General features: G+C 46.8%; 15 protein-coding genes. 6 read left to right on the top strand and 9 right to left on the bottom strand.

The genetic code is table 11. From position 1 onward, the window contains the following. Positions 1-3 precede the first annotated feature (3 nt). From AC5EF3_RS05885 to der, 6 genes are all read left to right on the top strand, one after another. Positions 4-447, top strand: coding sequence for a MarR family winged helix-turn-helix transcriptional regulator (locus AC5EF3_RS05885; protein WP_493547383.1), 444 nt, complete (start codon positions 4-6; stop codon positions 445-447). Positions 448-481: 34 nt separating this feature from the next. Further along, complete coding sequence (locus AC5EF3_RS05880) at positions 482-1,063, top strand: NnrU family protein (protein ID WP_493547382.1); 582 nt, start codon at positions 482-484, stop codon at positions 1,061-1,063. Positions 1,064-1,159: 96 nt separating this feature from the next. Beyond that, entirely contained in the window at positions 1,160-1,993 is an 834-nt protein-coding gene (panB, locus tag AC5EF3_RS05875; protein WP_015827790.1) for a 3-methyl-2-oxobutanoate hydroxymethyltransferase, read from the top strand. 100 nt (positions 1,994-2,093) lie between these two features. Continuing rightward, a complete protein-coding gene (locus tag AC5EF3_RS05870) occupies positions 2,094-2,816 on the top strand; it encodes a tetratricopeptide repeat protein (protein WP_015827789.1) in 723 nt (240 codons plus the stop codon). Beyond that, positions 2,813-4,135 (top strand): PQQ-like beta-propeller repeat protein, encoded by a 1,323-nt coding sequence (locus AC5EF3_RS05865; RefSeq protein WP_493547381.1) that lies wholly within the window; start codon positions 2,813-2,815, stop codon positions 4,133-4,135. The genes AC5EF3_RS05870 and AC5EF3_RS05865 overlap by 4 nt, the downstream gene beginning before the upstream one ends. A 39-nt stretch (positions 4,136-4,174) precedes the next feature. Further along, the gene (gene der, locus AC5EF3_RS05860) at positions 4,175-5,626 is read left to right on the top strand and encodes a ribosome biogenesis GTPase Der (protein WP_015827787.1); all 1,452 of its coding nucleotides are present in this window, start codon (positions 4,175-4,177) and stop codon (positions 5,624-5,626) included. 58 nt (positions 5,627-5,684) lie between these two features. On the opposite strand, the gene AC5EF3_RS05855 is transcribed toward der, so the two are convergent. The 9 genes from AC5EF3_RS05855 to AC5EF3_RS05815 all read right to left on the bottom strand — a co-directional run. Continuing rightward, positions 5,685-8,537, bottom strand: coding sequence for a phosphoenolpyruvate carboxylase (locus AC5EF3_RS05855; protein WP_493547380.1), 2,853 nt, complete (start codon positions 8,535-8,537; stop codon positions 5,685-5,687). A gap of 235 nt (positions 8,538-8,772) precedes the next feature. Next, the gene (locus AC5EF3_RS05850; RefSeq protein WP_493547379.1) at positions 8,773-9,480 is read right to left on the bottom strand and encodes an SDR family NAD(P)-dependent oxidoreductase; all 708 of its coding nucleotides are present in this window, start codon (positions 9,478-9,480) and stop codon (positions 8,773-8,775) included. A gap of 20 nt (positions 9,481-9,500) precedes the next feature. Further along, entirely contained in the window at positions 9,501-11,183 is a 1,683-nt protein-coding gene (gene purF / locus AC5EF3_RS05845; protein WP_083773121.1) for an amidophosphoribosyltransferase, read from the bottom strand. 57 nt (positions 11,184-11,240) lie between these two features. Further along, entirely contained in the window at positions 11,241-11,783 is a 543-nt protein-coding gene (locus tag AC5EF3_RS05840; RefSeq protein WP_015827783.1) for a CvpA family protein, read from the bottom strand. 3 nt (positions 11,784-11,786) lie between these two features. Next, positions 11,787-13,160 carry a DNA repair protein RadA gene (gene radA / locus AC5EF3_RS05835; protein WP_015827782.1) on the bottom strand — a complete coding sequence of 458 codons (1,374 nt, stop codon included), beginning with the start codon at positions 13,158-13,160 and terminating at the stop codon, positions 11,787-11,789. 43 nt (positions 13,161-13,203) lie between these two features. After that, entirely contained in the window at positions 13,204-13,971 is a 768-nt protein-coding gene (locus AC5EF3_RS05830) for an ABC transporter ATP-binding protein (protein ID WP_493547378.1), read from the bottom strand. Position 13,972: 1 nt separating this feature from the next. Continuing rightward, the gene (locus tag AC5EF3_RS05825) at positions 13,973-14,767 is read right to left on the bottom strand and encodes an MlaE family ABC transporter permease (protein ID WP_015827780.1); all 795 of its coding nucleotides are present in this window, start codon (positions 14,765-14,767) and stop codon (positions 13,973-13,975) included. Positions 14,768-14,788: 21 nt separating this feature from the next. Further along, positions 14,789-15,901, bottom strand: a complete 1,113-nt coding sequence (gene alr, locus AC5EF3_RS05820) for an alanine racemase (protein ID WP_493547377.1) — start codon at positions 15,899-15,901, stop codon at positions 14,789-14,791. Positions 15,902-15,962: 61 nt separating this feature from the next. Beyond that, positions 15,963-17,255: replicative DNA helicase (locus AC5EF3_RS05815; RefSeq protein WP_493547376.1), on the bottom strand; the 1,293-nt coding region annotated here is incomplete at its 5' end.

Genomic DNA, 17,255 nt, shown 5'->3' with positions numbered 1-17,255 from the left:
GGTATGGATGCAAAATTTGACCAGAATGTTCTGCCGTGGATAGGGCGAATTGAAAGGCAATTTTCAATTTTGATGAAGGAGGCTTTGGCGCCATTAGACCTTACTTATCCAGAATTTAGAATGGTGGGTATTTTATGGGGAGAAGAAGAAGGGCATTCACAAAAATATCTCGCAGCACGATTGGGTCTGGATGCATCAGCTGTGTCGGTCACGTTAAAATCACTGGAGAAAAACAAAATCGTAGAGCGGGTGAGAGATCAAAATGACGCGAGAATTGTGCGCGTAAAATGCGCGCCTAAGGCATATGAGATGACACAAGTATTGTCTGCTTACAGTGAGCAGGAAATGTCTGCGACATCAGGCTTTAGTGACACAGAAAAGCAGCAATTATTACAATTGCTCGCACGTGTGTCGCAAAACTTAAGTCAGAAAACTGGACTGCTTTAATAGGCTTAATCATAAAATCAGATGGATATGGGTTATGTATGTTTTACTTGCAGGATTAGCGTTGTTTATTGGTGCGCATATTTTTGCATCCGTTCGTTCCAGAAAACCGGGCAATATTTCTCAAAAATATGGCATAAAATATAAAGCAGTGTTCTCGCTTGTTTCGGCCATTGGGCTTGGTTTGTTGATCTATGGATATGGCTTGGCGCGTGTTGATCCGATGTGGAACCAACCGGTGTGGATTGCACCGGAATGGACCCGTCATATTATTATTGCAGTGATGCCTTTTTCTTTTATTCTGCTTGTCGCGGCTGACGCCCCCGCAGGATATATCAAAAAATACACCAAACACCCTATGATTAATGGTGTTAAATTATGGGCGGCAGTTCATATGATTTACAATGGCGACTGGCCCTCAATCGCACTATTTGGTGGTTTTTTGTTTTGGGGAAGTTTGTCGCGGACAATGGCTAAGATCCGCAAAGATGAAGGACTTCGTCGCGCCGAAGTGTCAATTAAAGGCGATATCATAAGTGTTGTTGTTGGTGTGGCTCTGTATTTAGCAACAGTATTTATACTGCATGACATGTTGATCGGTAGGCCGGTATTGCTTTAAGCCAGAATTAGAAACGCAATAAAGTTCGAAAAGAGCTGTGCAAAATGATGAGTGTCCTGTTATCAGTACGCTCATATTTGTGATGGAGTGCAAAAAATGTCGGCTCAGAACCAGATACGTCGTAAAACCGTTCGTGATATTGCCAAAGCAAAAGGTGAGACACCAATTGTTTGTTTAACGGCGTATGACGCACCCATGGCGAAAATGATGGATCCATTTTGTGATCTCATTTTGGTTGGCGATAGCGTCGGCATGGTTGTGCATGGTCTAGATTCGACTGTCGGCGTGTCGCTGGAAATGATGATCATGCATGGGCAAGCCGTCATGCGAGGTGCTTCTCAGGCAATGGTCGTCGTGGACATGCCTTTTGGTTCCTATGAAACAAATCCTGATGTGGCTTTTTTAAATGCAGCGCGCATTATGAAGGAAACTGGATGTCAGGCTATCAAGATTGAAAGCGGTGAATATGCTGCTGATGCTGTCTCGCATATGGTAGAGCGCGGCATTCCTGTGATGGCGCATGTCGGTTTGCGGCCCCAAGCCGTGAATGTGGATGGTGGGTTTCGTGCAAAGGGACGCTCTAACGCTGAACGCAAACGCGTGATGGCTGAAGCGAAAGCTGCTGATGAGGCAGGCTGTTTTGCCATGGTCGTTGAAGGTGTTGCTGAAGACTTGGCAGATGAGATTACAAAAACAGTATCTTGCCCCACAATTGGTATTGGCGCATCGGCAAATTGTGATGGTCAGGTATTGGTGACACATGACATGATTGGCATGTTTGACTGGGTGCCAAAATTCGTTCGTCGCTATGGAGATGTTCGCGGAGAGATAGGGCGCGCTGTTGAAGCCTATGCTGCAGATGTACGCGCGCGGCGCTTTCCGAGCAAAGAAGAGACATATTCTTTGTCTACTAATGGAAAAACCAAGTAAACATTTATTGCGGTGATATTGTGGTAGGGCTAGTGTCCGCCTCGAAATTATGATTTGCCAGTCTATCTGGTATGTGGATTGAATTTAGGAAGGTCGACTCGTGAGCGACATTTTTGACGAAGTAGAAGAGAACGTAAAAGCTGATAAACTGAACAGGTTTTGGAATAAAGCTTGGCCTTTTGCTTTGGGTGGTTCAATCGCGATTGTTGCAATGGTGGCTGCAAATTCTTATTTTGATGAACAAGCAACCAAAGAAATTGAAGCCAATGGCCGCACTTTTGAGTTAGGGCTTAAATCACTCGAAATTCAAGACGTTGAAAATACACGTAGCCGTTTCGGGGCATTATTGGATAAAGATAGTGGATTTGCTGATCTAGCCGCACAATATTTAGCGCAAGCTGAGCTAGAAATGGCGGGTGATACGCTCGCTGCTGCAAAAGCATTGGAAATATCTGCGCAAGGTGAAGGCCCTTTGGCGGATCTGGCAAAATTGAAAGCTGCGTATTTGCTGGCAGACACGCAGTCATTGGCTGAAGTTGAAGCAGCTTTGGGTGATCTTGTTGGTAATGAAGATAGTTTTGGAGCGCTTGCACACGAATTAATCGGTGCAAAAGCGTTTGAAGAAGGCGATATGGAGCGTGCGCGCTCTGAATATCAAGCTCTGACTTTAAGACTGAATGCGCCTGAAGGCGTTCTTAATCGTGCAAATGATGCGCTTGCCGTAATTCCAGCACTTACTGAAACTAATACGGTGGAAGAAGCCGCGCCGGTAGAAGCAACACCAGTAGAAGACGCGTCTAGTAATTCAGAGGACCCTGCATGAGACACTTTAAAAAGATAGCTTTGGGCGTTGTCCTTTGTGTAGCTCTTGCTGGTTGTCAGTCTGCTAAAAAAAGAGAAGCAGATGCTGCAGAGCGTGCACAACGTGTGCCTTTGATTGCGGCTGATGCTGATCTGTCACCTGATGTTGCTTATGCGACAATGTCAGTTTATCTGCCAGCTGCTGCTCAAGGCTTGCCATGGACCCAGTCGGGCGGAAATGCACAGAAAAATCCAGGAAACCGTGTCGGCGGCGATGAGTTTAAAATCGCATGGAAGAAAAAAGTCGGAAGCGGCTCTTCTCGTACGCGAAGACTCATTGCACCTCCTGTTGCTAACCAAGATGGTCTTTTCATTATTGATAGTGAGCAAACTGTTCGTGCAGTCAGTAAATCAGGATCAGCTGTATGGAGCGTTAAGCTGGAGCCACCACGCAAACGAGACAAGCTGGCTGTAGGTGGTGGATTAGCTGTTGCTGGTGACAGAATTATCGTAACATCTGGTTATGGATATGTTGTCGCGCTCGATATAAATTCCGGTGCGGAGCTTTGGAAACGTGAGACACAAGCACCAATCACTGGATCTCCAACGATAGAAGGCGATTACGCCTATATCACATCCTCAAACAATGAGATTTACGTTCTTAGTTTGAGTGACGGTAGTATTGAATGGTCGGATCAAGCGATTGCAGAAAGCGCACGCGTTCTGTCTTCTCCAAGTCCTGCTATATCGGGTGATCTTTTGGCTGCGCCATTCTCTTCAGGAGAAGTTATCGCGTATGTTCCAAGCAATGGGCGTCGTCTTTGGTCTGATAGTTTGACGCGCGGTGGGCGATTTACCCCGATTTCAGCGATCAATGATATTGCTGGAAACCCTGTTATTGATTCAGGTGCAGTCTTTGCTGCAAGCCAGTCTGGTGTTCTTGTTTCAATTGATGCCGTGAGCGGAACACGACTATGGGAAAAGCCTTTTGGTTCCATACACTCACCAGCCCTTTCAGGGCAGTTTGTGTTTGCAATCAGTGTTGATGGGCAATTAGCGTGTTTTGATAAAAACACAGGCGGTGTCGTATGGGTAAAGCAATTACAGCAGTTCAAAAAAGAGAAAAAGCGTAAGAATCGTATTGTTTGGGCTGGCCCAGTCATTGCTTCAGACCGTATCATTGTCGCATCATCTCAAGGGAAAGTTTTAGCAATTGATCCGCAAACGGGTGAAGTTGTAAACGAACTGAAAGTTGGAGATGCTGTTTACATTGAACCAATTGTGGCTCATGAGCATGTCTACCTTCTCTCGGATAAGGGCGATTTGATCGCTATTCGTTAAATTGAAGGTCTACATCTTTTAATTACGAAGGACTGAACCATGGCGTTGAAGGTGGCCATCGTCGGACGCCCTAACGTTGGGAAATCGACTTTATTCAACCGACTTGTCGGAAAGAAAATTGCGCTGGTGGATGACCAACCTGGTGTAACACGCGATCGAAAAGAGGCGCGTGGCCGTTTGGGTGACCTTGAGTTGGATCTTATTGATACGGCTGGTTTTGATGATGTGAATGATGCATCTCTTGAAGCGCGCATGCGTCGCCAGACTGAAATGGCGATAGCGGAAGCAGATGTTTCTTTGTATGTCATAGATGCGCGCGTAGGTGTTACGCCGATTGACCGTGTGTTTTCTAAATTACTAAGACAAGCTGATAAACCAACGATACTCGTCGCGAACAAATGTGAAGGACGACAGGGCGATGTCGGCCTGACGGAAGCCTTTAGCCTTGGTTTCAATGAGCCTGTCGCGCTATCTGCTGAACATGGCGAAGGTATGAGTGATCTCTACCAAGCTTTACTTGAAGCTGCTCCAGAATTGACGAGTCCAGAAGCTGAGCAAGAAGAAGAGCGTGCTTGGGATGATGATTTTGTAGAATTTGATCCAGAAGCAGAAGAAATTGAAGCGCCACCAGAACGCCCGATGAAATTTACTGTGGTTGGGCGTCCCAATGCTGGTAAATCAACATTGCTCAATTCATTGCTTCAATCTGATCGTCTTCTAACGGGCCCAGAGGCAGGTATCACACGTGATAGTGTGACAGTTGCTTGGGAATATGAAGGTCGTGAGATGCGTCTCGTGGACACGGCTGGTCTTCGCAAAAAGGCAAAAGTTCAAGAACGTTTGGAAAAAATGTCGACGGGTGAAACCATTCACTCGATCAAATATGCCGATGTTGTCGCGATTGTTATGGATTCGCGCGATGCATTCGAAAAGCAAGATTTGCAGATAGCTGACCTTGTTTTGCGCGAAGGTCGCGGTGTTGTTTTCGTCTGTACGAAATGGGATCTTGTTGAAAACGGCGGTGAGCTTCGTAAAGAATTAGAAGACAAGGCTCGCCGTTTATTGCCTCAAGCCAAAGGTGCTCCTCTATTGACGGTTTCTGGTGAAACTGGCCGAAACCTTGATAAGATGATGGTTGCCGCCGCGAAAGTGTTTGAAGATTGGTCAGCACGTATCAAAACACGTGATTTGAATAATTGGATGCAACACACAATTCAGAAACATCCGCCACCTGCACCGGGTGGTCAGCGCATTAAGCCGCGTTACATGGCTCAGATGAAAACGCGTCCGCCAACTTTCATTATGATGGCATCACGTGGTGATCAAATGCCAGAAAGCTATAAACGTTATCTTGTGAATGGGTTGCGTGAAGCGTTTGATTTACCGGGTGTTCCTATCAGGTTGATCATTCGCCAAGGTGCAAATCCATATGCTGATAAAGCGGATGGCCGACGCAAAACCAAAGCAGAACGCACGTCGTACAAGAAATAAAAAAAGGCCAGCAGAAATGCTGGCCTTTTCTTTAGACGATACCATTTGGATCCGCTTTTTATCCATATGCTGAATATAAACTACACACAGCAACTGTTGCTTCTTTCATCGCACGGTCAATTTCTTCCAGAGGTTCTAATAGACCTGTGTGAATTTCTGAATACCCTTGATCGTCAGTGGCTTCGATATCTGATGTTTCCAAAAGCTCATCAAATTTTGGATTGCGTCTGTCTTCAGCAGGGAAGACGCCGCGAACCATTGCGACTGTATCAGGTATTTGCAACTGCGTGATTTGTTTGAGTAATCCTTCGGCGCTAATGGATGAACCATGGCGGCGTGAAAACTCTGGAAGGCGTGCAGAAAGTGAAAATGCGCGCATCATCAATGCTTGGCGTAAAGCGTGGAGAACGTGCATATCCAAGCGTGATTTATAGCGGTCCGCTGTGACGCTTTCACCTTCTACTTCTTCTAAGATACGGTCAAAACGTGCAAGATCTACAGTGATAGAGTTTGCTAGTTTTGTGATTGAGGAATGGGTTTCAAGGTCAGAGAACAGGTAACCCAAACGGCGGTAAACTTGTGCATTGGCACGGTCGCTGCGCTTAGCAATCGCAAACCATAGGCTCGGGTCGTATAGGCATCCATAAGAGCGGAAAGCAGGTAAACTTGTCAGATTACGTGCCTCAATCGCCATGTGGATCAAGCCTTTCATGCGTTTTGAGTTGCGCATTAATTCAGCAAGCCGGTCTGGTTCATTGCCTGCTGCTGATCCAAATCCACAAGCAACATTTAGTGGGATTGCCAATTGCTGTAAGATAGCGTTTTGCGGAATAGCCCGTAGAGAGCGAAGCCCTAATTCACCCGCAGATGCCCCTGTTTGACGGCGTGATTTACGTGATCCACTTTTAAACAAGAGACCGGGACCAAATTCTAGCAAAGCAGCAGGGTAGTCTTTGTTTTCAAACAAAGTTTCATGCCATTCCCGAAGTGATCTATAAAAATCCCAGCTGATGTCACGGCGTTTGTAGAATGGATCTTCAAGGTCTACATCAGGTTCTGATAGTGTGTGGATTGCCACTTCTAACAATGTTGATTTAGCTGTTTCCAATGCATCAAAGTGCATGAAACCATCGCCGCCTTGGAATGAGAATTCATGGATGAATGGTAGATTTTTCTGCGCGAACTGCGCACGCGTCCATGGTGTAAGAAGGTGATCAAAGCGATCTTTAAACTGACCAGGGAATGCACCACGACCCATTGATTCACCGTGTGTGTTGAACACAAGTAATTCAACATTTTCAAGATCATCATGTTTAGACATGGCTGCACCCACTAGGTTGTGAATACGCTCAATTGCCATATCTGCTGCTGGTTGAGATGAGAAACGTCCTGAGTCTGAGAAACCAAATTGAAGACAAAGCCGTCCACGTTCTTGAACATAAGAGATAAATGACGGGTCTTCGATCAAACGTTCAACGAAACGGTCGCCGCGCTCTAGTGCATCTGGTGTTTCAAATAGAGGAGAAAGATCAACACGATCTGCGACGCCAAATTGGCGCGCAATAAACAAGGCACCCATGATGGTCGCTGGGTTTTCACTTTCAGCGATCAAGAAACGGATTGGTGTGTCTGCATCTATGTGTTTCAGGATTTGAGCACACAACATGATTTGACGACGTGCTGTCATTTGCTCTTGGAAAAGGTCAGCAAAATTAACATGTTGCACAGGTACATTGTGCGCGCGTTTAGCCAGCTCCGCAAGAACTGCACGGCCATATTCTACATCATCTGTTGCAATGCGTAGTTCATTTTGAAGCACTGAATGGATCTGGGCGGAGTTGATGCGCAGGTGAATGCGGGCAGTTCCCAATCCTAGCGTTTCCATTTGCGAGCTTGCGATCAGGAGTGCTTTTGCTGTGTTGTCATCGCTTTCTAACGCTAATTCTCTTAGGCGAGCAATGATGGGCTTTAGCGAGACAATCTTAGCTTCTGCATCTGGTGTTAGAGTGTTTGCAGCGTTCACGAGCACTTCAGGATCATCTAGATCACCACCAAATGCGATAGCAGCATTTCTTGCGTGTTCTGATGCTGCATCTAGCTTTTGAGCTATTTCTTTGAGCTCATTGGTTGGAGATTCAATAGCGTTCAAGCTGGCAGCAAATCGTTCTAATTGAACGGCTTTTTCAGATAAACGCAAATGGAGTGTTGCGCCCCAGTGAATGTCTGTGCGTCCATCAAGGTCATACCCAACCCAAGAAGCTAGATTGATCAATGATGGGTGAATGCTCTTCCATGTATCGGCGAAATTTTCTTTCGCGACATCTAGGATAAGGCTCCAAATTTCATTCAGTGCTGTTTGGCCATTGCGTAGCGCTAATTGGACGTCTTCATGTTCCATCATTAGCGAAATATTGTCGTCCATGTAGAGACCTTCTGCTGCAATATTGCTTAATTCGTCTCGACATGATGTGCCGTCTTTTGAAATCGCAGCTTCGACGAATGCCCGACGTAAATTCCGGTTGAGTGCAAAAGTTGGGTGAGCTGTGAACACGACGCCAGATGCGACGCGTTCCATTGCTGCACGGTAAGCAGGCTCACCTTTTTGGGCGATGCCTTCCAAAAGCACTCTAAGTTCGGATTCTGGATTTTCTTGGGATAAAAGTCTGTGACGCTGACGGAAAGTATCACATCTGTCTTGGAGGACTTTACCGCCCAGTGAATTGATCACTTTGTGAATGTCAGAAACTTGCAGATCGCCGTTTTCAATTTCACGAAACAAATCAATTGCTAGACGACGAACTGAGTTTGTTTGAGGATCTTTGGCAACTTCAGCCGAATATTGCGATAAAATTTCACGCGCGGATTCAATGTATTTAGCGGGAGATTGTCCTGAAGTAAGTTGAACGGTCATGTGGGCGTCTCCTTGAAATTTGTTCACGAGGCAAATACTGGCTGAGGCTTTCGTCTCTTATCCTTACGGTAGGCTTTTAACCCAGTCATAGGAAATTCCAAACGAAACTATGAGTTTAGAATTCATATTCCGTATGAAATGACTTGATAAAGTGCCAATTAGGCCGTGGGTACACTAAATAGTGCAATGATTCGAAAAATTGACTGCGTTGTCAGAAAAAAAGCTGACCTACAATCTATAAATCTCGATAGGAAATTCTCTGATTGTGAAGGTCACACTCTTTAGAGACGTAGTAAGCTAATTTAGAAGCTACATCCTCGGGTGTTGGTAGAAGGGATTGATCTTCACCGGGAACAGCAGAAAAACGCATATCAGTTTTTGTTGCGCCAGGATTAAACAGGTTTACGTTCAAGCTAGATTGTTCTGTTTCAAAAGCCCAAGCTTTTATAAGCGCTTCTAATCCTGCTTTTGAAGCTTGGTATGGCCCCCAAAACGCGCGCGGATTTTCTGCAACGCCTGATGTAAGGAATACTGCGCGACCTGCATCACTTTTCCTTAGAAGAGGATCAAGCGCGCGAATGAGGCGCCAATTGGCCGTCAGATTGATGTTGATTGTATCTTCAAAGCTACGTGGACTTACTGTTTCCAGTGGGCCAAGCGTACCTAAAATACCAGCATTGGCGACAAGACCATCAATACGGCCAAAACGCTCCATAAGGGGAGCGGCAATTCGGTCGATTGAAGAGCCGTCTTTTAGGTCTAGCGTGATTAAAGTGGCGTTTTCACCCGTTTCAGCACGGATTTCGTCATCAAGCTTTTCTAAAGCTTCTGTAGAGCGGGCCAAAGCGATAATATGCGCACCTTCAGCGGCGAGTACTTTAGCTGTTGCTCTACCAATGCCTTTTGAAGCTCCGGTGACGAGAATAATGCGTTTATCGGTCATAAATTGGTGTACTCTGAATTTTAGTTGTCACGGTTTCGACTGAAGATGCTTTGCTGGTCTACCTTATTGGCTGCATTGCGCTTATCGGTCAAAACAGTTGGATAGTTATTTGTAAAACAATGATCCGCAAATTTTGGATTTTCAGGATCGTAATGTTCTTCACCAAGAGCGCGGTAGAAGCCCTCAATGGATAAAAAGCCTAGAGAATCTACACCCAGCCATTGGGTCATTTCTTCTATACTCATATTTGCTGCCAGCAATTCTGCTTCTGTCGGCATATCTACGCCGTAAAAGTCAGGGTGTTTGATTGGCGGCGAAGCGACACGGAAGTGAACTTCTTTTGCGCCAGCATTGCGCATCATAGCCACAATGGCTTTTGACGTTGTACCGCGTACAATGGAATCATCTACCAATATGACACGTTTGCCTTTGACTAAATGTAAGTTTGCGGCGTGTTTTCGCGTAACACTTCCTGCACGTGCATCTTGTGTGGGTTGGATGAAAGTACGGCCAATATAATGGTTACGGATGATCCCGAATTTGAAAGGGATACCGCTTGCTTCCGCATAACCAAGTCCTGCTGGATTTCCGCCATCAGGCACTGGAGCAACAAGGTCGGCTTCGATAGGGTGTTCTTTCGCCAATTGGCGGCCCAATTCCTCGCGCACTTCATATATGCTTTTGCCATGCATGATGCTGTCTGGGCGAGCAAAATATAAATATTCAAACGCACACGGGCGCGGTTCTTTTTTAGGGAATGGAAAGTGGCTTTTGGGACCATTTTTGGTGATGACGACAACTTCACCATTTTCGATTTCTCTAACCGTCTCTGCACCAACGGCTTCAAGGGCGCAGCTTTCAGAAGCTAAAACCCATGCAGGTTGAATATCAGGATTGGAGTTTGGAATTTTACCTAAAATCAGTGGGCGTATGCCCCACGGGTCACGCGCACCAATAAGTTTTTTGTTGGTCAGGCAGACCAACGCATAACCACCTTCAATCTGTTTAACGGCATCCAGAAAACGATCTATTGTATTGCTTTCCTTAGAATGTGCTGCCAGCTGCAGAATGACCTCTGTATCCATCTTTGATTGAAAGATCGCACCTTTCTGCATCAATGAGTCCCAAAGCGTTTCAGCATTTGTGAGATTACCATTGTGGGCGACGGCAAAACCACCAAGTTTAAGGTCTGCAAAGATGGGTTGGATATTACGTTGTGCGACGCCGCCTGATGTTGAATAGCGATTGTGTCCGATCGCGGCGGAGCCTTTTAGGCCTTTGATGGCATCGCCATCCTTACCGAAATTATCACCCACCAAACCTAAACGGCGTTCTATGTGGAATGTTTCGATAGGTTTTTCTTCGCTGGGTCGGTCTGTCGCGTCGTATTCGACTTCTAAGCGGCCTTTTTCGGCGGTGGTTGTTTGGCGAATTTGTTTATAGGCTTTATCGCGCGATTTTTCGTTTTGCGTGTCCGTTGGATATGTGCGTTCAAAACTGACGATACCTGCAGCTTCTTGCCCGCGATGTTGTAATGCGTGAAGACCAAGGGCGGTAAGGATGGATGCATCCTTGTGCCCAAATACACCGAAGACACCACATTTATGTCGAAGGCTAGCTGTCTCTAAGCCTGAATTGGTTTCGACGTCTGTTTCTGCAATAGGTGTATCAGTTGCAGTCATCGTTTCGTTGCGCACAAGCATTCCTTTACATAGGTCAGCATTAACGAAAATCGGCCCAGATGTCTGAGCCGATATAATCTAAAAGTCTTCTGCGGCATCCTTGGCTTGTTGGACGAAGCCGGGGAAGTTTTCGCTAAACCAAGTCGCTGCATTATCCGCGTAAGGATAAAGTTTGGAATTGGCAATGAGGGCAGGCGTATTATCTTTGGGAATCATCATGTGCATGAGCAAAACAAAGAGAACTATTGCAAGCATGCCACGCGCGGCCCCAAATATTGCGCCCGCAATCCTGTCAAGCGAGCCAATTTGTGGCGAGGTATGAATAAGTTTGGCCAGTTGAGATCCAAACCATCCAGCGGCGATGTAAACACCGACAAAACCGATTACTCCCAGAATGATATCTGCTGTAACTTTTGGCCAATCACCGGGAACGAGGGCTCTTGCTGGTTCTCCAAAAAATTTGACCAGAAATAGGGCAGCAATTCCACCTGCTATAAATGACAATATAGACGATGCTTCGCGAACTAATCCTCGGCTAAGAGACATAATTGCGGAAACAACGATGATAGCGACGACGATAACGTCAAACGCTGTAATCTGGGACCCTGCAAATTCTTCCATATGCTATTCAGCCTCATTTTGGAGTGCTTTTAGTAAGTCTTCTAGCTTTGATACCTCATGGATGACCATTCCGTCGATATTGGAAGGTGAGCCGGGAGGCACAAATGCACGTTCAAATCCTAATCTTGCCGCTTCTTTTAGCCTAGAATCCATTCTGCCTACAGACCTAATCGCACCTGAAAGTGAAACTTCTCCAAAAAATACAGAGGCTTCAGGCACTGGCTTGTCAAAAGCAGATGATGCAAGGGCTGCTGCGGCGGCAAGGTCGCCCGCAGGTTCTGAGATTCGATATCCGCCTGCAACGCTTAGATAAACATCTCTCGCACCAAAGGCGAGGCCGCATTGTGTTTCAAACACAGCTAACAGCATGGCAAGGCGCGGCGAATCCCATCCTACCACAGAGCGGCGAGGAGATCCGAGCGCTTGTGGACCAGCAAGCCCTTGAACTTCAGCAAGCACAGGGCGAGACCCTTCCATCGCAGCAAAGACTGCCCGGCCCGGAACAGATTCATCTTCGCCGCCTAAAAATAGCTGAGAAGGGTCTAATGCACCGTGTAATCCATTTTCAGACATCTCGAAGACGCCGATTTCATCTGTTGGTCCAAAGCGGTTTTTAACAGCACGTAAGATACGATATTGGTGGCCGCGTTCGCCCTCAAAATAGAAAACGGCATCGACCATGTGTTCCATCACGCGGGGCCCTGCGATTTGACCATCTTTGGTGACGTGTCCGACAAGAATCATGACGCAGTCATTTTTCTTGGCATAGCGAGTAAGCTCTTGGGCACAGGCGCGAACCTGACCGACAGAGCCGGGGGCAGCATCAAGGCTATCTGACCACATGGTTTGTACAGAATCGATGACCGCCACTTTGGGGCGCTCGGTTTTTAAAGCTTCTAAAATTGTGCGAAGATCTGTTTCTGATGCAAGTTTGACCGGTGAATTACCTACGCCAAGTCTTTGGGCGCGGCCTTGCACTTGCGCCACCGCTTCTTCACCAGAGACGTAGACAACATCAATGCCTTGATCCGCCAAAGAGGCTGCGGCTTGAAGGAGGAGTGTTGATTTTCCAATACCCGGATCACCCCCAATCAATACAGCTGAAGACGGTGCAGGGCCGCCACCAAAAACACGGTCTAGTTCAGGAATGTTGGTTGATAGACGCGGTTGTTGAGGAATGTCTGCGCCAAGATGATCAAATGTCATCGCGCCAGCTTTTCGTTTCTTTCCAGCAGGCGGCATGGCTAAACCGCCCGGTGCACCCTGCGTTTCCTCGACGAGTGTATTCCATTCATTACATGCTTCGCATTTCCCATTCCATTTAGGATAGGACGCGCCGCATGACTGACAGACAAAAACAGTTGTTACTTTGGCCATAATCTACCTAACCATATCTCGCCTGAATATCAGATGAAACGAATTACATTGAAGGCTGTATCGGGCCTTGTGCGCGACCATGTACAAACTGATCGATGTATTCGTTTCCTGAATCGTCGAGTTGATCAACAGGGCCAGACCAGATGATTTGTCCTTCATAGATCATGGCGACGGTATCTGCGATTTTTCTCACCGATGCCATATCATGTGTGATGGTGACAGCAGCAGCACCGAGCGCTTTTACTTGCTCAACGATGAGATCATTCACGGCGTCAGCGGTGATAGGGTCTAGGCCCGTTGTTGGTTCGTCGAAGAAGATGACATCGGGTTTGTCGATAATGGCCCTAGCAAGGGCAACACGCTTTTGCATTCCGCCTGAAAGTTCTGAAGGAAATTGATCAGCAACGGATGCACCAAGGCGTACTTTGGCAAGTGTATCTATCGCAGCTTGTTTTGCTTTTTTACGGCTCATGCTTCCGCGATTTAACAAGGTGAATGAGATGTTTTCCCATATTTTCAAGCTATCAAACAGAGCACCGCCCTGAAATAACATGCCTGTGCGTTCGCGAACCATCTCGATCGATTTTTGTGACTTTACATCTTTGCCATCAAAAATGATCTTGCCAGCGTCTTGTTTTAGCAGACCAAGCGCGCATTTCAGTGTCACAGATTTACCCGTTCCTGAACCGCCAATTATAACCAAGGATTCGCCCGGTCTTACAGAAAGATCTATGCCGCGCAGGATGTGTTTAGACCCAAAGGATTTTGTGACACCTTGGAGTTCAAGAATAGGGCTTTGGGAAGTTGTCATATTATAACCCCACCTGCACAAATATTGATGTCAGAATATAATTTGATGCGAGAATCAAAACCGCACCAGATACAACAGCAAGTGTTGCAGCACGGCCCACGCCGCCAGCTCCGCCTTTAGAGTTTGTACCCTGGTAGCAGCCCATTATTGCAATGATGGCACCAAAAACGCCGGCTTTTATGAGGCCGCTTAAAACATCATTTATTGTCATAAAATCAAGCGTGTTTCGAAGATAGATTGTGCTGTTGAAGTCAAGTGCACCGACACTTACAAGCCAGCCACCCATAACGCCTATAATATCTGCAATCAGCACGAGTGCGGGAAGCGTGATTGTGGCAGCGATAACGCGTGGCGCAAATAAATAGCGTTCTGGCTTAGCGGAAAGCGTGTGGAGGGCGTCTATTTGCTCAGTCACCCGCATTGCCCCGATTTCAGCAGCGATTCCAGCACCAACGCGCCCTGCTAGCATAAGTCCAGCAAATGCAGGCCCTAATTCTCGTGTGATACCAAGAACAACGATATTGGGCACGAATTGTTCAGCGTTGAAACGTGATCCACCCATATAGATGTTTAATGCGAGCGCAGCCCCGATAAAAACAGCTGTCAGCCCGACAACAGGCAAAGAGAAAAAACCAATCTGTATACATTGGCGAACGACTTCGCGCAGATAGATGGTTGGCGTAATACAAGCCCAGACTGTGCGTGCTGTAAAAATAGCCAAACGCCCAATCTCTGCTGCTGTTCCAAGAACAGCTCTGCCTATTGCGGCGAATGGATTAAATAATGCGAAGCTCATAGCAGCTTACCTTTGTTATTCCTACGCTGTCTGTATCGGGTGTTCGTATACACGAGGTATTCGCTCGCCCATAGAGGTTAAAAGCTCATAACTGGCCGTACTGGCTGCTCGCGCTTGTATCTCTACACTGGCGTGTTGCCCCAGAAACTCTACTCTGTCTAGAACAGTCGTTCTAGTTGGTGCATTTGTGATGTCGATTGTGATCAAATCCATTGATACTCTGCCAACAATTGAGCAAGGCACTCCGTTTACAAAGACAAATCCGCTGTTTGACAAAGATCGCAAAGCACCGTCTGCATATCCAAGTGCGATTGTGGCAAGGCGTTGGCCATTGATGACTTTTGAAGTCGCGCCATAGCCAATCGTGTTCTCATTGGATGCGTCTGGTTCAATAATGCTCAAAATAGGAGCTGATAGGGTTACGCAATGGGATGGTGTAAAAACACCTTTGCGAGAATAACCACCATAAAGGCCGATGCCAGGCCGTGTGAGATCGAATGTGTATTTGGAGCCAAGACAAATACCAGCCGTATTTGAAAGCGATTTCTCGGCATGAGGCCAGATAGCGGCGACTTTCTCAAACAATGCAAGTTGACGTGCATTCATGGGATGTTCTGGAATATCGGCACAAGCAAGGTGACTCATCACCCAACCAATGCGGTTTGCTGGCAGGCGCTTTTTGACGTTAGCAAGCTCTTTGAGTTGAAGACCCAAGCGGTTCATTCCGGTATCCACATGCAGCGCCGCAGGAAATGGGGCACCGGATCTGATCCATAATTCAACTTGATCTGTTGAATTTAGGACCGGCACAATGTCATGCGCGATGACATCGTCGACATTGTCTGGTTGGATTCCATGAAAAATAAAAACCAGCGCTAGATTGCCGAGTGTTTTGCGAATCTGAATCGCTTCATCGATGTGCGCCACAAAAAAAGTGCGACAGCCAGCTTCATAGAGCGTTGATGCCACTTGCTCAGCGCCAAGCCCATATGCATTGGCTTTAACGACGGCACCTGTATCAGCTGTGCCGCTCAGGCGTGCCAGCTCTTTCCAATTGTTCACAACATTTTGTAAGTGAACAATAGCAGCAGGGCTGGAAGAAGGAATATTCGCGCTTGTCATCGTTAAAGTCATGACTGTCCAATTAGTCTGATTTTATGGCAAGCGCGAGAATTATATTGATTTTATGATGAATTTATTCGTCGTCATAATTATCATTGGATCTGAAAGCGGGGGCCAGATTACCAAAGCGCACACGATTTGAATCAAAGGCAAGTTCAACTTTCCCAATCGGACCGTGACGTTGTTTGGCAACAATGACTTCCGCTTTACCAGCTTTGCTCTCCATGCGCTCTTTCCATGCGAGGAAGTTTTCATTGTTTTCGTCTGGTTCCTGACGTTCCAGATAATAGCTTTCACGATACACGAACATCACCATATCCGCATCTTGCTCAATCGAACCTGATTCACGCAGGTCAGAAAGTTGAGGGCGCTTATCATCACGCTCTTCCACCTTACGAGAAAGCTGAGAGAGGGCGATAACAGGAATAGCAAGCTCTTTAGCCAGTGATTTCATCGCCATTGTTATCTGAGATACTTCTTGCACACGGCTATCGGATTTTGATCCGGCGGCGGCGGTGACAAGCTGAAGATAGTCGATAACCAATAGATCTAGCCCCGAGCTACGTTGCAAACGTCGTGCACGTGCCGCAAGCTGAGAGATGGATATACCACCCGTATCATCAATATGCAGAGGGATACGTTCAATCTCTTTGGCGGCTTCACGTAATTTGGCGTAGTCGTTCTCGTCCATGTCACCACGGCGGATTTTATCTGAGGGTACACAAGATACGTCGGCGAGAATACGGCCCGCCAACTGATCTGCTGACATCTCTAGGGAGTAGAAACCTACAACCCCGCCTTCTACGCTTTTATAGCTGTCATCTGGTTGTTTTTCCCGCACACATGCTTTGGCGACGTTAAATGCGATATTGGTTGCGAGCGCTGTCTTACCCATGGAAGGACGACCGGCGAGAATCAACAAGTCAGAAGAGTGTAATCCACCAATTTTCTGGTCCAGATCATCAAGACCTGTCGATATACCAGACAAGCCACCATCTGATTGATAGGCAATGGTTGCATCTTCGATAGATTTGGCGACAGCATCGTGGAAGGTGACGAAACCACCTTGGGCGGTGCCGCGCTCAGCAAGTGCGAAGAGCTGTTTTTCTGCTGCTTCAATCTGGCCGGCTCCATCCATGTCGCCTTCGCTTTTGGCAGCGTATTGGACAATGGAGGAACCAATTTGCATGAGTTCGCGGCGAATCGCCAAATCTCGAATCAGGCGGGCATAGTCGACAATCTCAGGTCCAAAAGCACTCGAATCGAGAAGGGTCGTAAGATATTGCGCACCGCCAATGTCGGAGAATATGCCGTCATTCTCAAATTGTTCCATCAAGGTCACACCGTCTGCGACGCGACCTTTCAT

Source organism: Hirschia sp., assembly GCF_058892565.1.
The sequence above is the reverse complement of the archived record's forward strand: the minus strand, read 5'-3'. Positions and strand labels throughout refer to the sequence as shown.

Coding starts and splice junctions, on each gene's coding strand:
- AC5EF3_RS05885 (WP_493547383.1), top strand. CDS start 4: ATGGATGCAAAATTTGACCAGAATGTTCTGCCGTGGATAGGGCGAATT.
- AC5EF3_RS05880 (WP_493547382.1), top strand. CDS start 482: ATGTATGTTTTACTTGCAGGATTAGCGTTGTTTATTGGTGCGCATATT.
- panB (WP_015827790.1), top strand. CDS start 1,160: ATGTCGGCTCAGAACCAGATACGTCGTAAAACCGTTCGTGATATTGCC.
- AC5EF3_RS05865 (WP_493547381.1), top strand. CDS start 2,813: ATGAGACACTTTAAAAAGATAGCTTTGGGCGTTGTCCTTTGTGTAGCT.
- der (WP_015827787.1), top strand. CDS start 4,175: ATGGCGTTGAAGGTGGCCATCGTCGGACGCCCTAACGTTGGGAAATCG.
- AC5EF3_RS05855 (WP_493547380.1), bottom strand. CDS start 8,537: ATGACCGTTCAACTTACTTCAGGACAATCTCCCGCTAAATACATTGAA.
- AC5EF3_RS05850 (WP_493547379.1), bottom strand. CDS start 9,480: ATGACCGATAAACGCATTATTCTCGTCACCGGAGCTTCAAAAGGCATT.
- purF (WP_083773121.1), bottom strand. CDS start 11,183: ATGCTTGTGCGCAACGAAACGATGACTGCAACTGATACACCTATTGCA.
- AC5EF3_RS05840 (WP_015827783.1), bottom strand. CDS start 11,783: ATGGAAGAATTTGCAGGGTCCCAGATTACAGCGTTTGACGTTATCGTC.
- radA (WP_015827782.1), bottom strand. CDS start 13,160: ATGGCCAAAGTAACAACTGTTTTTGTCTGTCAGTCATGCGGCGCGTCC.
- AC5EF3_RS05830 (WP_493547378.1), bottom strand. CDS start 13,971: ATGACAACTTCCCAAAGCCCTATTCTTGAACTCCAAGGTGTCACAAAA.
- AC5EF3_RS05825 (WP_015827780.1), bottom strand. CDS start 14,767: ATGAGCTTCGCATTATTTAATCCATTCGCCGCAATAGGCAGAGCTGTT.
- alr (WP_493547377.1), bottom strand. CDS start 15,901: ATGACTTTAACGATGACAAGCGCGAATATTCCTTCTTCCAGCCCTGCT.